The sequence below is a fragment of the Streptomyces sp. NPDC048650 genome (assembly GCF_043199095.1).
GTDB lineage: Bacteria > Actinomycetota > Actinomycetes > Streptomycetales > Streptomycetaceae > Streptomyces.
Map to the genome: position 1 here is coordinate 640189 of NZ_JBICVM010000001.1, position 24813 is coordinate 665001.

Genomic DNA, 24813 nt, shown 5'->3' on the forward strand with positions numbered 1-24813 from the left:
GCACCCCTCAACCGCCACTCGTTCCCCCCTCGATCAGTCGTTCCAGATCATGGTCAGCCAGGGCGGGGGGGGCGTCAAGCGGGCCCGGTGCGGGGCGGCGTCGGCCGGGCGGGTGCCGCCGCGGTAGCCCGTTCCGGGCGGCCCGCCCCGCGGTGATCGGGCATCCGGGGGATTTCTCGGGTTTTCGGAGCGGTGATGGTCAGCGCTGGGTGCAATATGTTCCCTTTTGCGCTCTTATATGGCCAAAGCGTGTCGGGAAGACCTGAGGAGGCAGCACCCCATGCGTGGAGCCACGCGCGCGAAGTGGGCCGTATGCGCCGTCGCCGTCGCCCTCGCGGCCACGGCCTGTGGAGGCGGGAGCGGCGGCGGCGACACCGCCGGGGTGGTCAGTTCCTCCTGGGGAGACCCGCAGAATCCGCTGGAGCCCGCCAACACCAACGAGGTGCAGGGCGGCAAGGTCATGGAGATGCTCTTCCGGGGCCTCAAGCGCTACAACCCCAAGACCGGCGCCGCCGAGAACGTCATCGCGGACACGATCGAGACCAAGGATTCGCAGAACTTCACGGTCACACTGAAGAGCGGCTGGACGTTCAGCAACGGCGAGAAGGTCACCGCGAAGTCCTTTGTGGACGCCTGGAACTACGGCGCACTGCTCAGCAACAAGCAGAAGAACGCGTCCTTCTTCCAGTACATCGACGGCTTCGACGCCGTGCACCCGCAGAGCGGCACGCCCACGGCGAAGACCCTGTCCGGGCTGGTGGTGAAGGACGATCGGACCTTCACCGCCAAGCTCCACCAGAAGTTCTCCAGCTGGCCCGACACCCTCGGCTACTCCGCCTTCATGCCGCTGCCGCAGGCGTTCTACAAGGACCACGACGCCTGGCTGAGGAAGCCGGTCGGCAACGGCCCGTACACGGTGGACTCGTACACCAAGGGCACCGTGCTCAAGATGCGCAAGTGGGGTAAGTACCCGGGCCCGGACCCGGCGCAGAACGGCGGCATCGACCTGCGGGTCTACACCGACAACAACACCGCCTACACGGATCTGCAGGCGGGCAACCTCGATCTCGTGGACGATGTGCCGGCCGCGCAGCTCAAGAACGTGAAAAGGGATCTGGGCAACCGCTACATCAACCAGCCGGCCGGCATCATCCAGACCCTCACCTTCCCCATGTACGACAAGAACTGGGGGCCGGGGAAGGAAAAGCTGCGGCAGGGCATCTCGATGGCGATCGACCGCGACCAGATCACCAAGGAGATCTTCCAGAAGACGCGGACGCCCGCCACGGACTGGACCTCGCCGGTGCTGGGGCCCGACGGCGGATACCAGGCGGGACTGTGCGGCACCGCCTGCCAGTTCGACGCGGACCGCGCCAAGCAGCTGATCAAGGAGGGCGGCGGGCTTCCCGGCGGGAAGATGACCATCGCCTACAACGCGGACACCGGCTCGCACAAGGACTGGATCGACGCCATCTGCAACAGCGTCAACAACGCGCTGGGCAGTGACAAGGCGTGCGTCGGCGCCCCGGTCGGCACGTTCGCCGACTTCCGCAACAAGATCTCCGCGAAGCAGATGACCGGGCCGTTCCGGGCCGGCTGGCAGATGGACTACCCGCTCATCCAGAACTTTCTGCAGCCGCTGTACTACACCGACGCGGCCTCCAACGACGGGAAGTTCAGCAACCCCGACTTCGACAAGTTGGTCAACACGGCGAATGCGCAGACGGACACCAAAAAGGCCGTCGCGAAATTCCAGGAGGCGGAGAAGGTACTGGTCGAACAGATGCCGGCCATTCCGCTGTGGTACCAGAACGGAAGCGGCGGCTACTCCGACCGGATCAGCAAGGTGTCGCTGAATCCCTTCAGCGTCCCCGTCTTCAACGAGATCAAGGTGGTGTGAGGCCCGCGGGCCCCGCTCATGGGACGCTATGTGATCCGGCGGCTGCTCCAGATGATCCCGGTGTTCATCGGCAGCACGTTCCTGATCTTCTTCATGGTGTACGCGCTCGGCGATCCGGTCGCCGCACTGTTCGGCGACCGGGCCCCCGACCCCGCCACCGCCGCCCAGATCCGCGCCGACCTCTACCTCGACCAGCCGCTGTGGAAGCAGTACCTGCACTACATGGGGCAGATCTTCCAGGGGAACTTCGGCACCGCGTTCAACGGCCAGTCGGTGACCGAGCTGATGGCGGACGCCTTTCCGGTGACCCTGCGGCTGACGGTCGTCGCCGTCGTCATCGAGGTGATCGTGGGCGTCGTACTGGGGGTGTTCAGCGGATTGCGGCGCGGCCGGAGCGTGGACACCACCGTGCTGCTCCTCACCCTGGTCGTGGTCTCCATCCCCACCTTCGTCAGCGGCTATGTGCTGCAGTTCCTGTTCGGGGTGCAGTGGGGGTGGGCGGCGCCGACCGTCGCCACCGAGGCGCCGCTGAACGAACTCCTGCTGCCCGGCCTGGTGCTGGCGCTGGTCTCGCTCGCCTATGTGACCCGGCTGACCCGGACGTCGCTCGCCGAGAACGCCCGCGCCGACTACGTCCGCACCGCCGTCGCCAAGGGGCTGCCCGGACACCGGGTCATCACCCGCCATCTGCTGCGCAATTCACTGATCCCGGTCGTCACCTTCATCGGCACCGACATCGGCGCGCTGATGGGCGGAGCCATCGTCACCGAGCGCATCTTCAACATCCATGGCGTGGGATTCCAGCTCTACCAGGGAATTCTGCGGCAGAACTCCCCGACGGTCGTGGGTTTCGTGACGATCCTCGTCCTGGTCTTCCTCGTCGCGAACCTGCTGGTCGACCTGCTGTACGCCGTCCTCGACCCGAGGATCCGCTATGCCTGATCCGTACGCCGGGAAGGAAGCCATCGGCCACGGCGACGGCGGCAGCGCCGCGCTCGCCATCGGCGAGGCCGAGTCGCTGGAGCGGGTACCGGGCGCCGGCCCGCCCGGCGGCGAGCCCACCGGGAAGCCGCGCAGCCTGTGGAGCGACGCCTGGCACGATCTGCGCCGCAACCCGGTCTTCCTCCTCTCCGCGCTGGTCATCCTCTTCCTGGTGGTCATCGCGATCTGGCCGCAGCTCATCGCCACCGGCAACCCCTACCGCGGCGACCTGGCCAAGGCGCAGCAGGGCGCCGCGCCCGGCCACCCGTTCGGCTTCGACACCCAGGGCCGGGACGTCTACACCCGGGTGGTCTACGGGGCCCGCGCCTCCATCACCGTCGGCGTCTGCGCCACCGCGGGCGCCGCCCTGCTCGGCAGCCTGCTCGGGGGACTCGCCGGGTTCTTCGGCAGCTGGTGGGACACCCTGCTGTCACGGCTCGCGGACATCTTCTTCGGCATCCCGGTGATCCTCGGCGGCCTGGTCTTCCTCTCGGTGGTCACCAGCAGCACCGTCTGGCCGGTGGTCGGCTTCATCGTGCTGCTGGGCTGGCCGCAGATCTCCCGTATCGCACGCGGCTCCGTGGTCACCGCCAAACACAACGACTACGTGCAGGCCGCCCGGGCGCTGGGCGCCGGCAACGGGCGGCTGATGCTGCGGCACATCGCGCCGAACGCCGTCGCCCCGGTCATCGTCGTCGCCACCATCGCCCTGGGTACGTACATCGCGCTGGAGGCCACCCTGTCCTACCTCGGCGCCGGCCTGAAGCCGCCGACCGTCTCCTGGGGCATCGACATCTCCGCGGCCTCCACCTACATCCGCAACGCCCCGCACATGCTGCTGTGGCCCGCGGGCGCGCTGAGCATCACGGTGCTGGCGTTCATCATGCTCGGCGACGCGGTGCGCGACGCCCTCGACCCCAAGTTGCGCTGAGGAGTGGGCGGATGACCGGACCAGAAGCGCAGCCGGACACCGGTGCGGCCCTGCTCGACGTGCGGGACCTGCGGGTGGAGTTCCACACCCGGGACGGCATCGCCCATGCCGTCAACGGCGTCAGTTACACCGTCGCGGCCGGGCAGACGCTGGCGGTGCTGGGGGAGTCCGGCTCCGGCAAGTCCGTCACCGCACAGGCCGTCATGGGCATCCTCGATTCGCCGCCGGGGTTCGTGACCGGCGGCGAGATCCTCTTCCAGGGACGCGATCTGCTGCGGCTGGGCAAGGAGGAGCGGCGCCGGGTGCGGGGCGCCAAGATGGCGATGATCTTCCAGGACGCGCTGTCCTCCCTGAACCCGGTGCTCAGCGTGGGGGCGCAGCTGGGCGAGATGTTCCAGGTCCATGAGGGCATGTCCCGCAAGGAGGCGCGGGGCAAGGCCGTGGAGCTGATGGAGCGGGTCGGGATCCCCGCGGCCGGGGAGCGGGTGGGGGACTACCCGCACCAGTTCTCCGGCGGAATGCGCCAGCGCATCATGATCGCGATGGCGCTGGCCCTCGCCCCCGACCTGATCATCGCCGACGAGCCGACCACGGCCCTCGACGTCACCGTCCAGGCGCAGGTGATGGACCTCCTCGCGGACCTGCGGCGCGAGTACGGCATGGGGCTGATCCTGATCACCCACGATCTGGGCGTGGTCGCGGACGTCGCCGACACCATCGCCGTCATGTACGCGGGGCGCATCGTCGAGACCGCCCCCGTCCACCAGCTCTACAAGGCGCCCGCGCACCCGTACACCCGCGGCCTGCTCGAATCCATCCCCCGCCTGGACCACAAGGGCCGGGAGCTGTACGCGATCAAGGGCCTGCCGCCGAACCTGACCGCCATCCCGCCGGGCTGCCCCTTCAACCCGCGCTGTCCGCTCGCCCGGGACGTCTGCCGGACCGACCTGCCGCCGCTCTACGACGTGGGGCCCGGCCGGACCAGCGCCTGCCACTTCTGGAAGGAGACCCTCGATGGCGCACGGTGACGGACCCGCCGCGGCCGCGGCCGCCGAGCCGGTCCTGGAGATCCGCGATCTGGTCAAGCACTACCCGCTGACGCAGGGCGTGCTCTTCCGGAAGCAGGTCGGCGCGGTCAAGGCCGTCGACGGGGTCTCGTTCGACCTGCGCAAGGGCGAGACGCTGGGCATCGTCGGCGAATCGGGGTGCGGCAAGTCGACGCTGGCCAAGATGCTGGTGGGACTGGAGCGGCCGACGGCGGGCCGGATCCTCTACCAGGGGCAGGACATCGCCACGCTGTCCGGGCGGGCGATGAAGGCCGTACGGCGCAACATCCAGATGGTGTTCCAGGACCCCTACACCTCCCTCAATCCCCGGATGACGGTCGGGGACATCGTCGGTGAGCCGTACGAGATCCATCCCGAGGTGGCACCCAAGGGGGACCGGCGCGCGAAGGTCCAGGAACTCCTGGACGTGGTGGGGCTCAACCCGGAGTACATCAACCGCTACCCGCACCAGTTCTCCGGCGGCCAGCGCCAGCGCATCGGCATCGCGCGGGGGCTCGCGCTCCGCCCGGAGATCATCGTCGCGGACGAGCCGGTCTCCGCCCTGGACGTCTCGGTCCAGGCCCAAGTGATCAATCTCCTGGACCGGTTGCAGGACGAGTTCGACCTCTCGTACATCTTCATCGCGCACGACCTGTCCGTCGTCCGGCACATCTCCGACCGGGTCGCCGTGATGTACCTGGGCCGGCTCGCCGAGACCGGCACCGAGGAGGAGATCTACGACCACCCCACGCACCCGTACACCCAGGCGTTGCTGTCCGCCGTGCCGGTGCCCGACCCGGAGGCCCGCGAACACCGCGAGCGGATCCTGCTGGCCGGCGACGTTCCCTCGCCCGCCGACCCGCCGTCCGGCTGCCGCTTCCGTACCCGCTGCTGGAAGGCGCAGGCGCTGTGTGCGGAGGTCGTCCCGCCGCTGGCGGTGCCCGATGCGTTCCGGGAGAGCGACGGCCCGGCCCGGCACGCGTCGGCCTGCCACTTCGCGGAGGAGCGGCACGTGGTGCCGACCGAGTAGCCGGGTGGGCGCAACGGCACGGGGGTGCCCGGCCGTGGACCAGTGAGTCCGGGCCGGACACCCCCGTGGCGCGCTCCGATCAGAGGCTCTTGCCGCCGGAGCCCTCCGCGTCGGGGCCGGTGGGCTCACCGGCCGCGGCCTGCTCGATGGCCGCCAGCGCCGGGTCCAGGACGATGTCCTCGCCGCGTGCCGCGGTCGTCGGCTCCTCCGGGAAGTGGCAGGCGGTCAGATGCCCCGCCTCGTTGCCGGTGAGCTGCACCAGCGGCGGCTCCTCGGTCGCGCACTTGTCCTGGGCCTTCCAGCACCGGGTGCGGAACCGGCAGCCCGACGGCGGGTTCACGGGGGAGGGGACGTCGCCGGCGAGGCGGATGCGCTCGCGGTCCTCCTCCTCGTTCTCCACCAGCTTGGCCTCGGGCACCGCCGAGAGCAGCGCGTGGGTGTACGGATGGCGCGGCCGCTTGTAGATCTCCTCGCGGGTGCCCATTTCGACGATCTTGCCGAGGTACATCACCGCGACCCGCTCGCTGAAGTGCCGGACGATCGCCAGGTCGTGGGCGATGAAGAGGAACGCGATGCCCAGCTCGCGCTGGAGCTTCTGGAGCAGGTTGACGACCTGCGCCTGGATGGAGACGTCCAGCGCCGAGACCGGCTCGTCGGCGACGATCAGCTTCGGCTCCAGGGCGAGGGCGCGGGCGACGCCGATGCGCTGCCGCTGGCCCCCGGAGAACTCGTGCGGGAAGCGGTTGTAGTGCTCGGGGTTGAGCCCCACCGTTTCCAGCAGCTCACGGATCCGGTTCTCCCGGCCGCCGGGCGGGTTGATCCCGTTGATCTCCATCGGGCCGCCGATGATGGTGCCGACCGTCTGCCGCGGGTTCAGCGAGGCGTACGGGTCCTGGAAGATCATCTGGATCTCGGAGCGGACCGGCGCCAGTTCCCTGCGCCGGGCGTGGGTGATGTCCCGGCCCGCGTAGGTGATCTTGCCCGCGGTCGGCTCCATCAGCCGGGTCAGCAGCCGCCCGGTGGTGGACTTGCCGCAGCCCGACTCGCCGACCAGACCGAAGCTCTCGCCCGCGTGCACGGTCAGGTCCAGGCCGTCGACGGCCTGGACCGCTCCGACCCTTCGCTTGAACGGGAAGCCGCCGTAGATCGGGAAGTGCTTGGTCAGGCCCTCGGCGGTGAGCAGCGGCTCGCCCTGGGCGGGCGGGAGGTCACGGGGGGCGGGGAGGGTGACGTTCTCTGTCATGGTGGTGGCTCCCTAGCCCAGCCGGGGCTTGATCTGCTCGATGAAGAGGGTCTGTTTCTGCTCGGCCGTCAGATGGCACGCGGCGGCGCGGCCGGGCGCCAGCGACGGCCGCGCACTGGTGCAGTGTGAGTCGCCGACCTGGTCGACGAAGCCGCAGCGCGGGTTGAAGGCGCAGCCGCCGGGCGGGTTGAGCAGGCTCGGCGGGGTGCCGGGGATCGGGTGCAGCGCCTCGCTGACGTCGGACGACAGCCGCGGCATCGAGCTCAGCAGGCCCCAGGTGTACGGGTGCTGGGGCTGGGTGAGGATCTCCTTGACGGAGCCGCGCTCCACGGCCCGCCCGGCGTACATCACCAGCAGGTCGTCCGCGGTGTTGGCGACCACGCCCAGGTCGTGGGTGATCAGGATGATCGCGGAGCCGAACTCCTGCTGGAGGTCCTTGAGCAGGTCCAGGATCTGCGCCTGGACGGTGACGTCCAGCGCGGTGGTCGGCTCGTCGGCGATCAGCAGCTCGGGGTTGCAGACCAGCGCCATGGCGATCATGGCGCGCTGGCGCATACCGCCGGAGAACTGGTGCGGATAGTCGTCCACCCGCAGACTCGGCTGCGGAATGCCGACCTTGGTCAGCATCTCGATCGCCCGCTGCCGGCCCTCGCGCTTGCTGGCGCCGGTGTGCTTGATGTACGGCTCCGCGATCTGCCGGCCGACCGTGTAGTACGGCGAGAGCGCGGTCAGCGCATCCTGGAAGATCATGGACATCTTGTTGCCGCGGAGCTTTTCCAGGGTCTTCTCCCTGGCTCCGGTCAGCGCCTGGCCGTCCAGGGTGATCTCGCCCGCGATCTCGGTCGTCTTGGCGTTGTGCAGCCCCAGGACGGCGAGGTTGGTGACGGACTTGCCGGAGCCCGACTCGCCGACGATGCCGAGCGTCTGCCCGCGCTCCAGGTCGAAGGAGAGGCCGTCGACCGCCTTGACGATGCCGTCCTCGGTGGAGAACCGCACCTGCAGGTCGCGGACGGAGAGGAAGGGGTCCGATCCGGTCGGGACCGGCTCGCCCTCGGTCTTGGTGAGTGTGGTCACTTCAGGCTCTCCTAGGACAGGCGCACGCGCGGGTCGATGAGGGCGTACGTCGCATCCACGATGATGTTGAACACCAGGATCAGGGCGGCGCTGAAGATCAGCACGCCCATGATCATGGGCAGATCGAGGGTGACTACGGAGTTGATCGCCAGCCGGCCCAGGCCCGCCAGCGAGAAGGTGAATTCGGTGATCATGGCGCCGCCGAACAGCGAGCTCAGGTCGATGCCGAGGATCGTGACGATCGGGATCAGCGAGCCGCGCCAGGCGTAGCGCATGAAGACGTACCGCGTGGACATGCCCTTGGCCTTGGCGGTCCGGACGTGCTCCTCCTGGAGCTGCTCGATCATCGTCGAGCGCGACATACGGGTGTACTGCGCGGTGAAGATCGTCGACATCACCAGCCACGGCAGCAGCAGGCCCATGAACCAGCCGCCCGGGTTGCTGGTGAACTCCACGTACTTGGGCGAGGCCATGATGCCGCTGTAGACGAAGATGCCGAGGACGACCGGGCCCAGGATGTAGATCTGCACCGAGCTGAGCACCATCGACGCGCCGGTGACGGTCTTGTCCAGCACCGAGCCCTTCTTCCAGGCGGCCAGCAGACCGGCGCCCAGGCCGATGACCAGGAAGGCGACGGTACCGCCGATGGCCAGCGACGCCGTGGTGGGCAGGCGGTCCAGCATCGTCGCCCAGACGTCCTGCTTGGTGGCGAAGGAGTAGCCGAAGCACGGGGCGTTGCAGTGGCCGATGGTGAAGTCGCGTCCGACGAAGATCCCGGACAGGAAGAGCCAGTACTGCGTCGGCAGGGGCTTGTCGAGGCCGAGGTTGTGATGGATCAGCGCGACGTTGTCGGCGGTGCAGTTCTTGCCGCACGCCATCAGCGCCGGGTCACCCGTGGAGAAGAACACGAAGAAGGTGAAGGCGCTCAGCAGAAGAAGAATGACGACCGCGCCGAGGATCCGGCGGAATAGGAAGGGAAGCATGGCAGTTCGCTGCTCTCAGGACGGCGGCGGCAGTGGGGAGTGAGGGGTGGTGAGGAGGGCCCCGGAGGGCGCGCGCTCCGCCGTGCCGCGCGCCCTCCGGACTGCCTTCCGGTGCTTGCTGCTGCTTACTTCTTGAGGTACAGCGTGTTCAGGTCCAGGTAGTTGGTGTCGCTGTTGTAGCGGATGCCACCGACGTTGGAGCCGTGCAGCTGGAGCACCTTGGTGTAGAAGACCGGGGCGGCCGGGTTGACCTTCTCCACGATGTAGTGGTGGAGCTTCTGCCACTCCTTGGTCTGCTGCGGCACGTCCGTGATCTTCTGGATGCGCTCGATCTCGGACGTGATGTGCTTGTCCCGGATGTGGGAGTAGTTGGCCGCGCCGTCCTGGATCTGCCGGGGGTCGTACGACGGCGGGATGACGGTGGAGGCGTCCGCCCAGTCCTGGCCCCAGCCGGTCATGTAGATGTCGAAGCCGTTTTTGACCTTGCCCATCTGCTGGTACCAGGAGGCCGAGTCGACCTCCTTCTTCTGGACGTCGAAGCCCGCCTTGTTCAGCGCGTCCTCGATGACCGCGGCTTCCTTCTGGCGGATCTCGGTGTTGGAGAAGGCGTAGATGAGCTTCATGCCCGTCTTGCCGGCCTCCTTGAGGAGCTTCTTGGCCTTCGCCGGGTCACCGTTGGGGTGCTTGAGCTTCCCGTACGGGTCGTAGCCCTTCTCGTAGCCCGCCACGGTCGGGGCGAGCAGACCGCCGGCGATCTCACCGCCGTAGCTGCCACCGTTTATCCGGACGATCTGCGCGCTCGGCATGGCGTAGGTGATCGCATCGCGGATCTTCTTGTCCTTGATGCGGTCCATGTTCATGTTCATCTGCCAGACGTAGGGCTGGTAGCCCTGCACCAGGCGCTTGCTGGCGCTGGGGTTGTCCAGCACCTGCTTGGTCTGCGTCGGCTCCACCGAGTTGGTGAAGCTGATCGCGTTCTTGGCCTCGCCCTGGTCGGCCATCAGGCGCTTGGTGGAGTCCGAGAACTGGTGGTTGAAGGTGATGTCGAAGGCGTCGACGTACTGGTGGCGCGCCGGGTCCGTCTTCGGGTCCCAGTGCGTGTTGCGCACCAGCTTCGCGGACTTGCCCTCCTTGAAGGAGGCGAACTTGTACGGGCCGGAGCAGACCGGACCGACGTCGTAGGCGTCCTTGGTGTCCTTGGCGCTGTCCGGGACGGCGCTGTAGCCCGCGATGGCGAGTGCGTAGGGCACCTGCGACTGCGGCTTCTTGAAGTGGAAGATGATGGTCTTGCCGTCCGGGGTGTCCAGGACGCTCTTGGGCAGGTGGTCGCCCTTGTACGGCCCGTCCGGCAGGGCCTTGCGGTACGCGGTGCCCTCGCCCGACAGCCACGTCTGCAGGTAGGTGGGGCCGTCGGTGATGAACTTCGCGTACATCCGCTCGATGGTGTGGCGGATGTCCTTCGAGGTGATCGGCTTGCCGTCCTCGAACTTGATGTTGTCCTTGAGCGTGTACTTCCAGGTCTTGCCGCCGTCCGACATCTGGCCCGCGTCGGTGGCGAGGTCGCCGACCACCGTCTTGTTGCCCTTGTCGTCCTGCTTGTACGTGGTCAGACCACGGAAGATCAGCTTGGACAGGTCGCCCAGGTCGCTGACGTACATCTGCGCGGGGTCCAGGTGGTTGAAGCTGTCACGCTGGTAGACGCGCAGGGTGCCGCCCTTGCGGGCGCCCTTGACCTCGGTGGCCGGGCCGGCGGAGTCGGCGGCCTTGCCGATCGGCACCGCCTTGGCCTGTGCCGCGGCGTCCTTGTCCGTCTGCGACGTGTCCTTGCCCGTGCCGCCGCCGCTGCTGCAGCCGGTGAGCGCGAGCGAACCGGCCGCCAGGGCCACGATCGCCGCGCGTGCTCTGCGCGTAGATAGTGCGTTCATGAGGATCCAAGCACCTGCCTGTCGGTTGTTGTCCAGATGTGCTGTCGGACGCATCCGGTACGAGCCCGGAGCAGGGGTGACAGCAGCCCCCCTACATATGGACGGTCAGCGCCCGGACTTGGGGTCGAAGGCGTCCCGGACCGAGTCCCCGAGAAGGTTGAAGCAGAGCACGAAGATCACCATCGCGGCGCCGGGGAACAGAAGGAAGGTCGGGTCGTTCTCGTACACCGAACCGGCCGTGTGGAACAGTCGGCCCCAGTCCGGGGTCGGCTCCAGGATGCCGGCGCCCAGGTAGGACAGGCCGGCCTCCGCCGTGACGAACAGCGGGAGCATGTAGGTGGTCTGCACCAGGATCGGCGTGACCACGTTGGGGAGCAGTTCCTTGCGGATGATCCGCCAGGGCGAGGCGCCGGTGATCTTCGCGGCCTCGACGAATTCCCGCTCGCGCAGCGACAGCACCTGACCGCGCAGCAGGCGGGCCAGACCCATCCAGCCCAGGGCCCACTGCACCAGGATCAGCGCGACCACCCGCACGTAGGTGGGGGTCTCGTCGCCCGGCGGGACGAAGAGCGCGACGACGACAGGCATGAACGCCACGAACGTCAGCTGGCTGGGGAAGGCGAGCAGGAAGTCGATCACGCGGCCGAGCCAGTAGTCGGTCCTGCCGCCCAGGTAGCCGGCCGTGATGCCCAGAACGGTGCCGGTGAGCACCACCAGGATGGTCACGGCCAGCGCGATCCCCAGCGAGGTGCGCATGCCGTAGAGCAGCTGGGTGAAGAGGTCGCGGCCCAGCGAGGGCTCGATTCCGAACCAGAAATCGCCGGAGATTCCGCCGTTGGCCCCCATCGGGTAGCCGAACTCGTCAAAGAGGCTGGGGTCCTCGTTGCCGTAGAAGACGTATGGGTTCTTGCCGTACACCGAGGCGATCACCGGGGCGAGCGCCGAGACGGCGAAGAAGGCCAGCACGACGACGGCACAGACCACGCCGGTGCGGTCACGCTTGAAGCGTTGCCACATCAGTTGGCCGGGGGAACGGCCGACGAGCTCACCGCCCGTGCCGTCCTTCGCCTTCTTCAGACCCTTGGAATCAAGTCCTGGGGTGTCGGACTTGGTTGCCGCGGTCTGGGATGGACTAGTCATCGCGAAGTGCCCCCGCGCCGAGTTCTCTTGGAACGTGAAGCGGCGCTGAGTCGCGCCGCTGGATGAGCGCGACTTTGGCAAGTGATTTATGGCGGAGTCAAGGGTATGCGGTGTGCCGGTGTGCAGGTCGTCCGCTTCTTGAGCGAAGATTGCGCATATTGACGCATGGGCGTGCTTGACAGACTGTTGCCATGTACGGCATGGGGGACATATCGCACCCAACTTGCTTAACAAGACGGCAACTTCACTGTCGTCACACCGATATACGGACGCGGGACGATGAACAACGTACGGCCGTGCGGGTGCCGTAGACCGGCCGGGCACCCCCAAACGGGTTCCCGGCCGGTCACCGTTCCGGTGGAGTGGGCCGCCCCCCGAACGCGCGCGTGTTGTCCAGCTCCCGCCGGTGGAGTAGACCTGCGGTAGGCATCCGCGCACCCGCGGGCGCCGAGGACGACGAGGCGCATCGACGCGGACGGGGGCGGGCCGTGTCCACCCGGTACAAGAACGGTCTCGGCGGCGGCGCACGCGGCGTCGGCGCCCTGGCCTGTCTGCTGATGGCGCTGCTCGGCGCCGCCTGGATCGTCCGGGACCTGGAGGTCGCGGCGCACCCCGCCGACCTGTGGTGGACGTGGCTGGGCGAGGCTCGCCGGCCCGGCGAGTTCACCGCCTGGGCCACCTCCGCCCTCGAGCCGCTGCTGGTGCTCGGCGCGCTCGCCGCCGGGGTCACCGCCCTGCGCGCCGCCCCGTCCGTGGCCGCCGGCGCTCTGCTCACCCTGGCGGTCACCACGGCGCTGCTGCGGCTGCCGCTGCTGTGGGTGCTGGGCGCCGGCTGGCTGCAGGGCCTGGAGAGTGGGCTCACCGGGCGGGCCCGGCTCACCGCCGGCGTCCAACTCGCCCTCGCGCTGGTGTTGATCGTCGCGGTCGCGGCGGGCCGCCGGCCGGACCGGAGCCCGGGGGAGGATCTGCGCGGCGTGGCCCGGACGGCGTACGGCGTGGTCCACCGCCCGGCGCACGACGACGACACCGGCGAGGCGCCCGGCCGCCCGCGTCGCGGACCGGGCGTCGCGCTCGGGCTCCTGCTGGGCGCCATCGGACTGGCCCTCGCCGCCTGGGAGGTGCACTGGGGGCTGCGGCTGGGCTGGGACACCTACCGCAAGGGCCTGCTGGGCGATGCCTCGGTGTTCCGGTCGCTGCTGCAGCCCCCGGTGCACTGGCACACCGCGGCGCTCGCCCTGCTGGCCCTGGGCGCGGCCGCCGCAGCGGCACGGCGGACGCCCTGGGCCCGGCCGCCGGCCGTGGCGGCCGGCGCGCTGCCCGCCGTCCAGGCGGCCGCGTCGCTCGCCTTCGCCGCGGGCACCGGGCAGCTGGGCCGCTTCCCGGTGCTGCCTGCACAGGCCCGGTGGGAGCTGGGCACCGCGCTGCTGGTGGCGGTCGCCGGGCTGGCGGCGGTCGCCGTGGCGGCACGGCCCGGTGTGCGGCGGGAGGGCGGGGAGGCCGCGGCGGCGACCGCCTACGGTGCCTGGCCGGGCGCGGAGCGGCCGCCGCACGCTCCGCCGCCGCCGTCCACGCTCCCGCCCGGCTGGTAGTCCGCGGCGGCACCCTCAGCCCCGGTCCGGCGAGCTCACGCGAGCCCGAGCGACCTCTTGAGGAAGTCCGCCTGGAGCAGCAGCAGGTTTTCGGCCACCTGTTCCTGGGGCGTCATATGCGACACCCCCGACAGCGGCAGCACCTCGTGCGGACGGCCCGCCGCGAGCAGTGCCGCGGACAGCCGCAGCGAGTGCGCCACCACCACGTTGTCGTCCGCCAGCCCGTGCACGATCATCAGCGGCCGGTGCGGCTCCACCGCCCCCGACAGGCCCTCGTCCGTGACCAGCGAATTCTCGGCGTAGACCGTGGGTTCCCGGTCGGGGTGCCCCAGATACCGCTCCTGGTAGTGGGTGTCGTACAGCCGCAGGTCGGTGACGGGTGCGCCCACCACCGCGGCGTGGAAGACGTCGGGCCGGCGCAGCGCGGCGAGGGCGGCCAGATAGCCGCCGAAGGACCAGCCGCGGATCGCCACCCGCCCCAGGTCGAAGGGAAAAGATTCGGCCAGGGCGTGGAGGGCGTCGACCTGGTCCTCCAGCACGACCGGGGCGAGGTTCTTGTGCACCGCCTTCTCCCAGCCCGGGGAGCGGCCCGGCGTGCCCCGACCGTCCGCGATCAGCACCGCGAACCCCTGGTCGGCGAACCACTGGGAGGTGAGATAGGCGTGGTGTGCCGCGACCACCCGCTGCCCGTGCGGACCGCCGTACGGATCGAGCAGCACCGGCAGCGGCCCGTCGGCGTCCGTGTAGCCGGTGGGCAGCAGCACCGCGCACGGGATCTGCCGCTCACCGGCCACCGCGAAGCGGGGCCGTGCGGTCAGGGACGGCACCTGCGCGTACGAGGCGATCGTGGCGAGGGTCCGCTCGCCGCCGTCCGCGTCCAGCCGGACCACCTCCACCCGGGCGCCGGGTCGCTCCGCCGAGGTCTGGGAGAGCACCGTCAGGGTGCCGGTGCGCACCGCGGAGGACACCGTCGGATGCGGGCGCGCGCCGACCCGTTCCCAGCCTCCCTGGTCGCCGCTGCCCCGGAACCAGGCGCGGAAGACGCCGATGTCCTTCATGTCCGTGCCGCTGGCGGAGAAGAGGACGTCGTCCTCCCCGATGTCCAGTACGGCGCGCACATGCAGCGGTGCGCCGGTCAGCGGGCGGTCCCCGACGAACAGCTTGCGCACGCCGCCCTCGTCCGCGATCCGTACCAGGCGGCCGTCCGGCGTCCAGGCGGGCACCCCGGGGAACGGCTCGACCCACCTGTCGTCCTCGTCGTCGTGCACCGTGCGGGTCGCGCCGGTCGTGGTGTCGACCGTCAGATAGCGCTGGTCGCGCTGGTCGCGGGACTGCACCAGCAGCAGCGGCGGACCGGCCGCGGACCAGTGGACGCGCGCCAGATAGGGGTAGCGCTCGCGGTCCCAGGTGATGTCCGTACGGGAGCCGTCGAGGCCGAGGAGGGCCAGGGTGACCACGGCGTTGGCGGTGCCCGCCGCCGGGTAGGCGACGTGCACGGGCTCGCGGTCCGGGTGCGCGGGGTCGGAGATCCACCAGCGGCGCACCGGGGAGTCGTCGACCCGCGCGGCCAGCACCCGGTCGCTCTCGGGCGACCACCAGTAGCCCCGGTGGCGGCCCATCTCCTCGGCCGCGATGAACTCCGCCAGCCCCCACGTGACATCGGTGCCGTCCGGCTCGGCGAGCACGCGGTCCGTCCCGGCCTCTGCGCCGTCCGCCGCGGTCACCCGCAGCCGGCCCTCCGCCACGAAGGCCACGTGCCGGCCGTCCGGCGAGGGCCGCGGGTCCACCACCGGTCCCCGGACCGGCAGTTCGCGCGTGGTGCCGGCCCGCAGCTCGCTGATGAAGAGCCGGCCGGAGAGGGCGAACGCCGCCAACTCCACCGCGGCGTCCACCGCGTAGTCGACGATGCCCGCCGAACCCTCGCGGGTGCGTTCGCGGCGGGCCCGCTCCTGCGGGGGGAGTTCCTCGTGCGCGCCGGCCAGCAGGGTGTGGGGGTCGGCGGCCGTCAACTCGCCGCCGCCGTCAACGTCGAGGACCCACAGTCGCTGAACGGGATCGGTGCCCCCGGACGAGCGCAGGAAGGCGACGCGGGTGCCGTCGGGCGAGACGGCGAAGTTTCGCGGAGCGCCCAGGGAGAAGCGCTGGGTGCGCGCGCTCTGCCGGGGAAAGGAAGGCTGTCCGGTCGTCATGGGCCGAGCCTAAAGGGGCGTGGCCCCCGCCGGTCGCACTCGCGAAGATCACGTGCGCCCCTCCTCTGCTCCCGTGCACCGACTTATGCGCTCAGGCGGAAAGTTATGATCCCTTGGGGGGCGTGGGTACGGGGTAAAGAGCCCATGGCATAACCGGTGTGCGGATCGTCGAGGCGGTCCGGGTGCCGTCAACTCTGTCCGGTCCGTGCGTACTTGGAGGTGAGCCGCCGTGGCACTCTCGATTTCGGCGGTGGTGCTGCTGGCGATCATCGTCTTCTTGCTCGTCAAGAAGTCAGGGCTGAAGGGCGGGCATGCGTTCATCTGCATGCTCCTCGGCTTCTATCTGGCCAGCTCGTCCATCGCTCCCACGGTCAAGCAGCTGACGACGAACGTCGCCAGCATGCTCGGCAACATCAAGTTCTGAGCCGCCACCGGCCGCCCCGGGGACCGACCCGGGGCGGCCGGTGTGTGCCGTACCCCGATCGGCCGTACGGGCGGCGACCGGGATCGGGTGCGGACGCCCGGGCCGGCGGCTCGTAGGCTGTTCGCATGACCCAGCTTCCCGCCCGGCGTCTGCTGCTGGTGCACGCGCACCCGGACGACGAGTCGATCAACAACGGCGTGACCATGGCCAAGTACGCGGCCGAGGGCGCCCTGGTCACGCTGGTGACCTGCACACTCGGCGAAGAGGGCGAGGTCATCCCGGCCGAGCTCGCCCATCTCGCGCCCGGCCGCGACGACACCCTGGGCGCGCATCGGGTCGGCGAGCTGGCGGCCGCCATGGCGGCCCTGGGCGTCACCGACCACCGCTTCCTCGGCGGCGCGGGCCGCTACCGCGACTCCGGGATGATGGGTGCCCCGCAGAACGACCGGCCGGGCGCCTTCTGGCAGGCCGACCTCGACGAGGCCGCCGCCCATGTGGTGGCCGTCGTCCGCGAGATCCGCCCGCAGGTCTTGGTGACATATGACCCGAACGGCGGATACGGCCACCCCGATCACATCCAGGCGCACCGCGTGGCGATGCGGGGCGCGGAACTCGCCGGACAGGCGGATTTCCGGCCCGATCTGGGCCCCGCGTACGCGATCGAGAAGATCTACTGGAACTGCAACGCCCGCTCGGACGTCGAGCAGGGCTTCGCGCGGCTGCAGGCGGCCGGCCACAGCTTCCCCGGGATCGCCTCCGCGGACGACGTCCCGGGCGTGGTGCCGGACGCCGATGTCACGGCGTCCATCGGCGGCACCCCGGCCCACGCGGCCGCCAAGACCGCGGCGATGCGGGCCCACTACACCCAGATCGCGGTCGACGGGCCGTTCTTCGCGCTCTCCAACGACCTGGGGCAGCCGCTGTTCGGCAGCGAGCACTATCAACTGGTGCACGGCGCCCCGGGCGCACCCGCGGGCGAGCGCGAGGACGATCTGTTCGCGGGAACCGCCGCCGGCACGGACCCGGGCGGCGCCATCCGGATCGAGGAGGCGGCGGAATGAGCACGGCCAAGGGCGGCGGCGCGGGCAACGGACCCCGCCGCTCGCGCGCGGGCAACGGACCCCGCCGCTCGCGCGCGGGCGACGGCCACGCCTCGGCCCCGCGCCCCGCGTCCGCACGGCCCGCCGACGGCATGTCCGCCCCGGTGACCCCGGGGCGGGTGGGCCTGTACGTGCTGCTGCTGGTCGCGAGCGTGCTGGTGACGATCGCCGGGACGCTCGTCCAAGCGGCGTGGTTCCCGGGCGGTTTGCTCCTGGCGCTGGCCGGAATCGGCGGCCTCTTCTACGGTGGCGCCACGGCGACCGGCACCCTGGCCGGCGCGCTGGTGCCGGGCGCGGGCTGGCTGGTGACCCTGGTCGTCCTGCTCGGCGCCATCCGGCCCGAGGGTGACTTCCTGTTCGGCGCGGGAGTCAGTTCGACCCTCTTCCTGGGGGGCGGCGGCCTGCTCGCTGTGATCTGTGCCACCGTCGCCCTCCGGCGCGCTCCGGGCGTGCCGCACGGCCGAGTTGGCGGATGACGTGTCCCATAGGTGGACGGATGCCGCAAAGTACCCGGTGAATGATCCGGGTGCCGGGTGTTCGCCCGTACCAGCGGTGTTCGTACGCTCTTCGGGTGTCCCTCGGTGGCGGCCAGTATGGTGGTGCGCGCCGCCGCGCCGCCCTGGGGGCAATCCCCCGGCTCACGCTGGGGGCTCCTCCACCTGGTCTGAGGGCCGGGGATCATCGCTGACGAGCGGCGGAGCCAACCGGGAGAACCTGCTTTGAGTCGTGAATCTGACAGTTCGTCCTCCGGCCCCCAGGGCCGTGGCGGAGCCGCGTACCCCTCGGGCACGCAGCCGTACGGCTCGCCCCAGGGAGATGCCGACGAGGCCGCGGACCGGCCCGAGGAGCCGAAGACCGAGACCACGCTGACGACGCGGATCAAGATCAATATTCCGGGGTCCCGCCCCATCCCGCCGGTCGTCGTGCGCAAGCCCGTCGGTGAGGAGTCCGGCATGAACGCATCGGCCGCACCCGGCGGTTCCGCCGGCCCCCGTGGCACCTCCGGTCCCGCGCGCCCCGTCGAACGCGGCGCCGAGCGCACGGCGAACACCCCGTTCCCGGACGGCGCGGCCGAGAAGCCGCCCGCGGGCACCGGTGACAAGCCCAGCGACTGGTTCGCGCCGCGCAAGCCACAGGCCGCGTCCGGCGGCGGGTCCTCGAGCACCGGTTCGCACCCCGCGCCGCCCGTCCCCGGCGGCACGGCCCCCGGCGGCACGACGCCGCCGCGCGGCCCGTCGGGCGCGAACCCTCCGCAGCGCCCGGACCTGCCCTACTTCTCCGACGGCCAGGGTGGTGCGCCGAGCGGCGGTTCGCCGGGGGGCGGTTCGCCGTTCGACAACGGGGCGGCGCAGGGCGGTTCGCCGTTCGACACCGGCGTCCCGAAGGGCGGCTCGCCCTTCGACGGTTCGCCGTTCGACGGCGCCCCGCAGGGCGGCGGCTCGCCGTTCGACGCGCCCGCCCGCGAGCACAACCCCTTCGACTCCCCACGCGGCGCGGGGAGCCGGCCCGAGCCCCCGAGCGGTCCGACGACCGGTCCCGCGCGCGGCGACAGCGTCCTCGACCTCCCGCCCGGATTCAGCGAGCCCGGTGCCGGCCCCGCCGGTGCGCCCGCCCGCCCGGACGACACCGCCGAACTGACCCCGCAGCCCCCGGCACCCCCGCTGACGGGGCCGGGCAGGGGCATCGGCGTCACCGGCGGCATCTCGGGCGGGCTGCCCGGCAGCGCAGCGGCGTCCGCGCCCGGCGCCCCGGCGAAGGGCGGCCGCAAGGGCGGCGTGCCCGGTGCGGCCGGCACCGGCGACGGCGGTGGGACGGGCCCGGTCGGCCGGGTCTCGGGCGACACCCTGGTCAGCGGCATCCCGAAGGTCTCCGACGGGCCCTCGGTGCCCTCGCCGTTCGCCGGCACCCCGGCCGACGACGACGGTGCCGCTCCGGCGCCGCGCCGCAGGATCCCCGAGCCGATCAACCCGCCCAAGAAGGGCCGTAACAAGATCGTCCTGGTCGGTGTCGGCCTGGTGGTGCTGGCCGGTGTCGCCTACGGCACCGGTCTGCTGCTCGACCACGCCGATGTGCCCAACGGCACCACCGCGCTCGGCGTCGACATCGGCGGCGTCAGCAAGGACGAGGCCGTCAAGAAACTGGAGAAGGGGCTGGGCGACCGGCGCACCGCGCCGCTCAAGCTCGGCGTCGGCGGCAGGACGGTCACCCTCCAGCCCGCCAAGGCCGGTCTGGACGTCGACCTGCAGGCCACGGTCCGGAACGCGGCGGGTCGGGACTACAACCCGGTCTCCGTCATCGGCTCGCTGTTCGGCGGCACCCGGGTGGCCGAGCCGGCGATGATCGTCGACAACGAGAAGCTGAGCGTCGCACTGCAGAACCTCGAAGGTCCCGCGGGCGCGGCCAAGGACGGCGGGATCACCTTCAAGAACGGCAAGGCCGTGCCGCACTACGGCGCGCCGTACAAGTCGGTCGACACCACGGCGTCCCAGAACAAGGTCGCCGACGCCTACAGCGACCGTGCGTCGACGGGTACCGACACCCCGGTCGCCCTGGCCGCCGGCACCCAGCAGCCCAAGGTCGGCAGGGCGGCGGTGGACAAGGCGATGAAGCTGTTCGCCGAGCCCGCGATGTCGGGCCTGGTCACGGTCCGTACGGACGCGGCGCACTCGGTCTCCTTCAGCCCGCAGAAGTCGATCCCGAAGTTCCTGTCCATCACGCCCGACGCCAAGGGCGAACTCACCCTCAAGTACGACCTGGCAGCCCTCCAGCAGCTGTACGGCGACACCTTCAACGGCGTGACGGTCACCACCGGAGGCGGCGCCGAGAAGCCGGTCGACGTCCGGGCGGTGGCCAGCGCGGTGAGCAAGGCGCTCCAGGGCCGCAGCCCCGCCGAGCGGGTCCAGACGATCGGCGCGGACGCCCCGTGACCGGTTCCCCGGAGGGTCACTGACCGCCCGAGGCCGGGAAAAGCGCAGGTGGAGGCCCCCCAGGGCGATTCCTCAGGGAATCCCCTAGGGGGCCTCACCCATGACATCTGTCATGACGGAGTGCCTACACACGACACTGCCGGGCGGCCCGCGGATGCCGGAAGCTGAAGAGCATGACGACGACAGCCACCACCACAGCCACCGCCGCGCGGGGCGCGGGGCGGACGCCCGTGGTCAGCTTCCGAGGGGTCAGCAAGAGTTACGGCGCGGTGCGCGCGGTGGCCGCCCTGGACCTGGAGCTGTACCCGGGCGAGACCGTGGCCCTCCTCGGGCCGAACGGCGCGGGCAAGTCCTCGACGCTGGACCTGCTCCTCGGACTGCGCGGCCCCGACGCCGGCAGCCTGTCGCTGTTCGGCACGACCCCGCAGCGCGCGATCGAGCAGGGCAGGGTCGGCGCGATGCTGCAGAGCGGCGGCCTGATGGAGGGCGTCAAGGTCAGGGAGCTGGTGGGGCTCGCCCGCGATCTGCACCCGCGTGCCCACTCCCTCGACCACATCATGGCCACCGCCGGGATCACCGAGATAGCCGACCGCATGGTCGACAAGCTCTCCGGCGGCCAGGAGCAGCGGGTGCGCTTCGCCCTCGCCACCGCCGGGGCCAACGACCTGATCGTGCTGGACGAGCCGACCACCGGCATGGACGTCTCGGCCCGGCAGGCCTTCTGGGGCGCGATGCGGGAGCAGGCGCAGCAGGGCCGCACGGTCCTGTTCGCGACCCACTACCTCGAAGAGGCCGACGAGATCGCGGACCGGGTGATCGTGCTGCACCGCGGCCGGGTGCTGGCCGACGGCACGGCCGCCGAGATCAAGGCCAGAGCCGGCGCCCGCCGGGTCACCTTCGACCTCGACGAGCCGGTGGACCGCGAAGCGCTCCGGGCCCTGCCCGCCGTGATCGCACTGGAGGTCGCCGGGCGCACGGTCCGCATCCGGTCCCAGGACGCCGACGCGACCGTCCACGCGCTGTACGGCCTCGGCGCCTATCCGCGCAACCTCGAGGTCTCCGGCCTCGGCCTGGAGCAGGCGTTCATCGCCCTCACCACGGCATCCGACGCGACCCTTGCCACCGCCGAGGAGGCGGCTCGATGACCACCCTGATCAAGCTGGAGATCATCCGCGCCCTGCGCAACAAGAAGTTCATGTTCTTCTCGGTGATCTATCCGCCGGCGCTGTATCTGATCATCGCCGGCGGCGCGGACAGCAAGCCGATACCCGGCATGAAGCTGGACATGGGCCTGTACTACATGGTCTCCATGGCAGCATTCGGTGCCATGACCGCCGTCCTGCTCGGCAACAGCGAGCGCATCGCCAAGGAGCGCGAGAAGGGCTGGGTGCGGCAGCTGCGGCTGACGTCCCTGCCCGGGCGCGGCTATGTCGCCGCCAAGATCGCCGCCGCCGCGACGGTCAGCCTGCCCTCGATCCTGCTCGTCATGATCGTTGCCGCTGCCGTCAAGGGCGTCCGGCTGGAGGCCTGGCAGTGGATCGCCATCGCCGCCGGCACCTGGCTCGGCAGCTTCGTGTTCGCCGCCCTGGGCGTCGCCATCGGCTATCTGGCCACTGGTGACGCGGTCCGCCCGATCTCGATGCTGTTCTACTTCGGCCTGGCGTTCCTCGGCGGTCTGTGGATGCCGCTGACGATCCTGCCGCAGTGGGCGCAGGACATCGCCGAGTGGCTGCCGACGCATGCGTACACCGCGCTCGGCACCGCCGTCGAGGCCGGCGGCGCGCCGCACGTCAAGGACGTCGCGATACTCGCCGGCTATCTGGTGGTCTTCGCCGGCGCCGCGGCCTGGCTGTACCGCAAGGACACCCGCAAGGCATGAGGCTGTCGGAGACGGAGAGCGGGCCCGGCGACACCCATCCGGTGCTGATCGGGCAGGCGCCGCGCACTCGCCGCCAGGCCCTCGGCAAGGTGCTGTGGATCGGCGTCTGGCTGCTGTACCTGGCCGGCCCGGTCGGCCAGCTGCTGCGGGCGGACACCTCCGTCGCCGACCGGGTCTGGGGCTTCTCGGGGCTCGTGCTCTTCGTGGTCTCCTACTTCGTGGTGGTCCTGCGGCACATGTGGGGGAGGCTGTCCGGGCCGCTGATGTACGGCCCGCTGGCCCTGATGCTGGCGCTGTCCGTCGGCCTGTCCTGGGCGCTGGACTTCGCCTGGCTGGTGCTGTTCATCTTCACCAGCGTGGCGAGCGCCGTGGTGCTGCCCTGGCAGCGCTCCCGCTGGGCCATCCCGCTGATCACCGTGGTGCTGCTCGTGGTCGGGGCGCGCTATCCGGAGGTCCGCGACTACTACCTCTTCGCCTACGGCCTGCCCACCCTGGCCAGCGGCTTCATGATGCTCGGCGTGCAGCACCTGATCCGTACGACCAGGGAACTGCGCGCCGCCCGCGAGGAGGTCGCCCGGCTCGCCGCCGACGAGGAGCGGCTGCGGCTGGCCCGGGACCTGCACGACCTGCTCGGCCACTCCCTCTCGCTGATCACCCTCAAGAGCGAGCTGGCCGGGCGGATGCTGCCCGACGCCCCCGACGAGGCCGCCAGACAGGTGGCCGACATCGAGCGGGTCAGCCGGCAGGCGCTGGTGGACGTCCGGGAGGCGGTCACCGGATACCGCCGGCCCCGGCTCGCCGTCGAGCTCGCCGGGGTACGGGCCGCGCTGCGTACGGCCGGTGTCCAGGTCAGCGTCGACCCGGGACTGGAGGGCGAGCACCACCGCGGCCTCACCACCGACGCGGAGGGCGCGCTGGCCTGGGCGCTGCGCGAGGCCGCCACCAACATCATCCGGCACAGCGGGGCCCGCCACTGCGAGCTGCTCCTCTCCGAGGAGTGGGAGACCGACGCCCGCCGCTGCCTGTGCCTGGCGGTCCTCGACGACGGTGCGGGCCCGCCGCGTGCCCTGCACGACGGCAACGGCCTCAACGGCCTGCGTGAGCGCCTCGCGCTGGCCGACGGCCGCCTGGAGACCGGCCCCGCACCCACGGGCCGCGGCTTCGCCCTGCGGGCCTGGGTCCCGCTGGGCGGCCCGCCGCGGTCCGACGGCGACGTTCCCGCGCCGACGACCCGGACCATTGGGCCACCCGACTGAATTTCGGCAACGCGGGTTTGAGTTTCTGCGGTTCGGCGGCGTGGCGCAGGGACAGCGGCAGCACGATATGTCTGACATCCATTGGGACGAAGGCTTAGGAGCGCCGTGAGAAGACTTGTGCAGGCGGGAAGTGTCATCGGGGCATGCGGCATCATGCTGCTCGGTGCCGGCACCGCCAAGGCCCAGAGCCCGGACCCATCCCTGCTCGAGGCCGCGGTGGGCGTCGACCTCGCGGATGTGACCGGCATGGTTTCCGCCGTCACGTGCGACAACCGACTCGCCGACTTCAATTACAAATCGCCGAGGATCAAGTCGCCGCACCCTTGCGTCAACGGGCCGGTGCGCAGCGGCAACAGTTTGCACAGCGGGAATTTCATCAACCGGGGAAACCCGAACAACAGCGGAAATCTCAGCAGCACGAACGGTTCCACCAACAGTGCCAACAGCGCCTCGGGAGACGAGGCGGGCAGCGAGAACAACATTCAGAAATTGCTCGGCGGCCTCGCCCGCTGAGACCCGGCAGTACATCGGCAGCGGTGCCGTAGAGCGCCGCCGCTTCTCATAAGGGATATCGAGATCGCCCGGCGTCGTCCGCCGGGCGATCTCTTGTGCCGCCGCACGTGCCGCCACGTGCGCGGCCGGGCGGCCCGTTCCCCGAAAAACGGAGTGGTCCGCCCCCCCAGATGCGCCGCCCGGCCCCGGAACGTATCCGAGGCCGGGCGGACCGGCGTGGAGCGGACCGGCACATGCCGGTCGTGCGGGCGCCGACTCAGTGAATCTTTTGCGTGTTGTTCTCGCTGTCCGTCTCGTTGCCGTTGGCGGTGTTGCCCGAGTCGGAGGTTCCGTTGGTGTTGGTCGGGCTGCCGCTGTTGCTCACGGTGCCGGACATGTAGACGTTCTGCGAATTCCTGAGGTTTCCGCTGTTCAGCGGGCCGTTGATGCAGATCCTGGCCCGGTGCTTGCAGACCAGGATGGAATTCATCTCGATCCAGGTGTCGCCGTTGCCCGAACCGCCCCAGTCGTCGTACCTGCCCCCCGCCATGGCGGGCGACGCCCCGCCCAAAGCCAGAAGCACCCCGCAAGCGCCTGCGATCAAGGTGTTGGTGCGTCCCGATTTCTTCACTGTGTGGTCCTGCCCCTCGCGGTTGGTAAGCCGCAGCCTTGCTATCGGGCGAGCCCCCCGCCGCCAAGCGCGC

At 70.5% G+C, this 24813-nt stretch carries 21 protein-coding genes; 14 read left to right on the forward strand and 7 right to left on the reverse strand.

What is annotated here, in order from left to right; genetic code table 11:
• Positions 1-280: 280 nt before the first annotated feature.
• Genes ACGFML_RS02945 through ACGFML_RS02965 form a run of 5 tightly spaced genes read left to right on the forward strand, consistent with a single transcriptional unit; the run spans position 281 to position 5888 of the window.
• On the forward strand, positions 281-1900 hold the full coding sequence (locus tag ACGFML_RS02945; RefSeq protein ID WP_393539287.1) for an ABC transporter substrate-binding protein: 1620 nt from the start codon (positions 281-283) through the stop codon (positions 1898-1900).
• An 18-nt stretch (positions 1901-1918) separates the two neighbouring features.
• Positions 1919-2842: an ABC transporter permease gene (locus ACGFML_RS02950; RefSeq protein WP_393539289.1), complete on the forward strand. Its 924-nt coding sequence runs from the start codon at positions 1919-1921 to the stop codon at positions 2840-2842.
• Positions 2835-3812, forward strand: coding sequence for an ABC transporter permease (locus tag ACGFML_RS02955; RefSeq protein WP_393539290.1), 978 nt, complete (start codon positions 2835-2837; stop codon positions 3810-3812). Before ACGFML_RS02950 ends, ACGFML_RS02955 begins: the two co-directional genes overlap by 8 nt.
• Before the next feature lie 11 nt (positions 3813-3823).
• A complete protein-coding gene (locus tag ACGFML_RS02960) occupies positions 3824-4840 on the forward strand; it encodes an ABC transporter ATP-binding protein (protein WP_393539292.1) in 1017 nt (338 codons plus the stop codon).
• Positions 4827-5888: an ABC transporter ATP-binding protein gene (locus tag ACGFML_RS02965; protein ID WP_393539294.1), complete on the forward strand. Its 1062-nt coding sequence runs from the start codon at positions 4827-4829 to the stop codon at positions 5886-5888. The genes ACGFML_RS02960 and ACGFML_RS02965 overlap by 14 nt, the downstream gene beginning before the upstream one ends.
• A 79-nt stretch (positions 5889-5967) precedes the next feature.
• Here the strand turns inward: ACGFML_RS02965 and ACGFML_RS02970 are convergent, their stop codons facing one another.
• The 5 genes from ACGFML_RS02970 to ACGFML_RS02990 form a co-directional block, all read right to left on the reverse strand.
• Complete coding sequence (locus tag ACGFML_RS02970) at positions 5968-7131, reverse strand: ABC transporter ATP-binding protein (protein ID WP_393539296.1); 1164 nt, start codon at positions 7129-7131, stop codon at positions 5968-5970.
• Positions 7132-7143: 12 nt separating this feature from the next.
• Positions 7144-8205, reverse strand: a complete 1062-nt coding sequence (locus ACGFML_RS02975) for an ABC transporter ATP-binding protein (RefSeq protein ID WP_393539298.1) — start codon at positions 8203-8205, stop codon at positions 7144-7146.
• 11 nt (positions 8206-8216) lie between these two features.
• A complete protein-coding gene (locus ACGFML_RS02980) occupies positions 8217-9188 on the reverse strand; it encodes an ABC transporter permease (protein WP_393539300.1) in 972 nt (323 codons plus the stop codon).
• A 125-nt stretch (positions 9189-9313) separates the two neighbouring features.
• The gene (locus ACGFML_RS02985) at positions 9314-11113 is read right to left on the reverse strand and encodes an ABC transporter substrate-binding protein (protein ID WP_393539302.1); all 1800 of its coding nucleotides are present in this window, start codon (positions 11111-11113) and stop codon (positions 9314-9316) included.
• Positions 11114-11218: 105 nt separating this feature from the next.
• Complete coding sequence (locus tag ACGFML_RS02990; protein WP_393539304.1) at positions 11219-12253, reverse strand: ABC transporter permease; 1035 nt, start codon at positions 12251-12253, stop codon at positions 11219-11221.
• A 488-nt stretch (positions 12254-12741) separates the two neighbouring features.
• Here ACGFML_RS02990 and ACGFML_RS02995 point away from each other — a divergent pair, with 488 nt between their 5' ends.
• The gene (locus ACGFML_RS02995) at positions 12742-13842 is read left to right on the forward strand and encodes a hypothetical protein (RefSeq protein ID WP_393539306.1); all 1101 of its coding nucleotides are present in this window, start codon (positions 12742-12744) and stop codon (positions 13840-13842) included.
• Between the two features lie 35 nt (positions 13843-13877).
• On the opposite strand, the gene ACGFML_RS03000 is transcribed toward ACGFML_RS02995, so the two are convergent.
• On the reverse strand, positions 13878-16031 hold the full coding sequence (locus tag ACGFML_RS03000) for a prolyl oligopeptidase family serine peptidase (protein WP_393539308.1): 2154 nt from the start codon (positions 16029-16031) through the stop codon (positions 13878-13880).
• Between the two features lie 229 nt (positions 16032-16260).
• Between ACGFML_RS03000 and ACGFML_RS03005 the strand changes: the two genes are divergently transcribed.
• The 8 genes from ACGFML_RS03005 (at position 16261) to ACGFML_RS03040 (ending at position 24130) form a co-directional block, all read left to right on the forward strand.
• Positions 16261-16455 carry a hypothetical protein gene (locus ACGFML_RS03005; RefSeq protein ID WP_393539310.1) on the forward strand — a complete coding sequence of 65 codons (195 nt, stop codon included), beginning with the start codon at positions 16261-16263 and terminating at the stop codon, positions 16453-16455.
• Between the two features lie 125 nt (positions 16456-16580).
• A complete protein-coding gene (gene mshB, locus ACGFML_RS03010) occupies positions 16581-17516 on the forward strand; it encodes an N-acetyl-1-D-myo-inositol-2-amino-2-deoxy-alpha-D-glucopyranoside deacetylase (RefSeq protein ID WP_393539312.1) in 936 nt (311 codons plus the stop codon).
• Entirely contained in the window at positions 17513-18031 is a 519-nt protein-coding gene (locus ACGFML_RS03015; protein WP_393539315.1) for a DUF6113 family protein, read from the forward strand. The genes mshB and ACGFML_RS03015 overlap by 4 nt, the downstream gene beginning before the upstream one ends.
• A 243-nt stretch (positions 18032-18274) precedes the next feature.
• The gene (locus ACGFML_RS03020; protein WP_393539317.1) at positions 18275-20482 is read left to right on the forward strand and encodes a hypothetical protein; all 2208 of its coding nucleotides are present in this window, start codon (positions 18275-18277) and stop codon (positions 20480-20482) included.
• A gap of 173 nt (positions 20483-20655) precedes the next feature.
• A complete protein-coding gene (locus ACGFML_RS03025) occupies positions 20656-21627 on the forward strand; it encodes an ABC transporter ATP-binding protein (RefSeq protein WP_393539319.1) in 972 nt (323 codons plus the stop codon).
• On the forward strand, positions 21624-22361 hold the full coding sequence (locus tag ACGFML_RS03030) for an ABC transporter permease (RefSeq protein ID WP_393539321.1): 738 nt from the start codon (positions 21624-21626) through the stop codon (positions 22359-22361). The genes ACGFML_RS03025 and ACGFML_RS03030 overlap by 4 nt, the downstream gene beginning before the upstream one ends.
• Positions 22358-23617 (forward strand): sensor histidine kinase, encoded by a 1260-nt coding sequence (locus ACGFML_RS03035; RefSeq protein ID WP_393539324.1) that lies wholly within the window; start codon positions 22358-22360, stop codon positions 23615-23617. The genes ACGFML_RS03030 and ACGFML_RS03035 overlap by 4 nt, the downstream gene beginning before the upstream one ends.
• 117 nt (positions 23618-23734) lie before the next feature.
• A complete protein-coding gene (locus ACGFML_RS03040; RefSeq protein ID WP_393540384.1) occupies positions 23735-24130 on the forward strand; it encodes a hypothetical protein in 396 nt (131 codons plus the stop codon).
• A 256-nt stretch (positions 24131-24386) separates the two neighbouring features.
• On the opposite strand, the gene ACGFML_RS03045 is transcribed toward ACGFML_RS03040, so the two are convergent.
• Positions 24387-24740: a hypothetical protein gene (locus tag ACGFML_RS03045; protein WP_393539326.1), complete on the reverse strand. Its 354-nt coding sequence runs from the start codon at positions 24738-24740 to the stop codon at positions 24387-24389.
• Between the last annotated feature and the right edge of the window lie 73 nt (positions 24741-24813).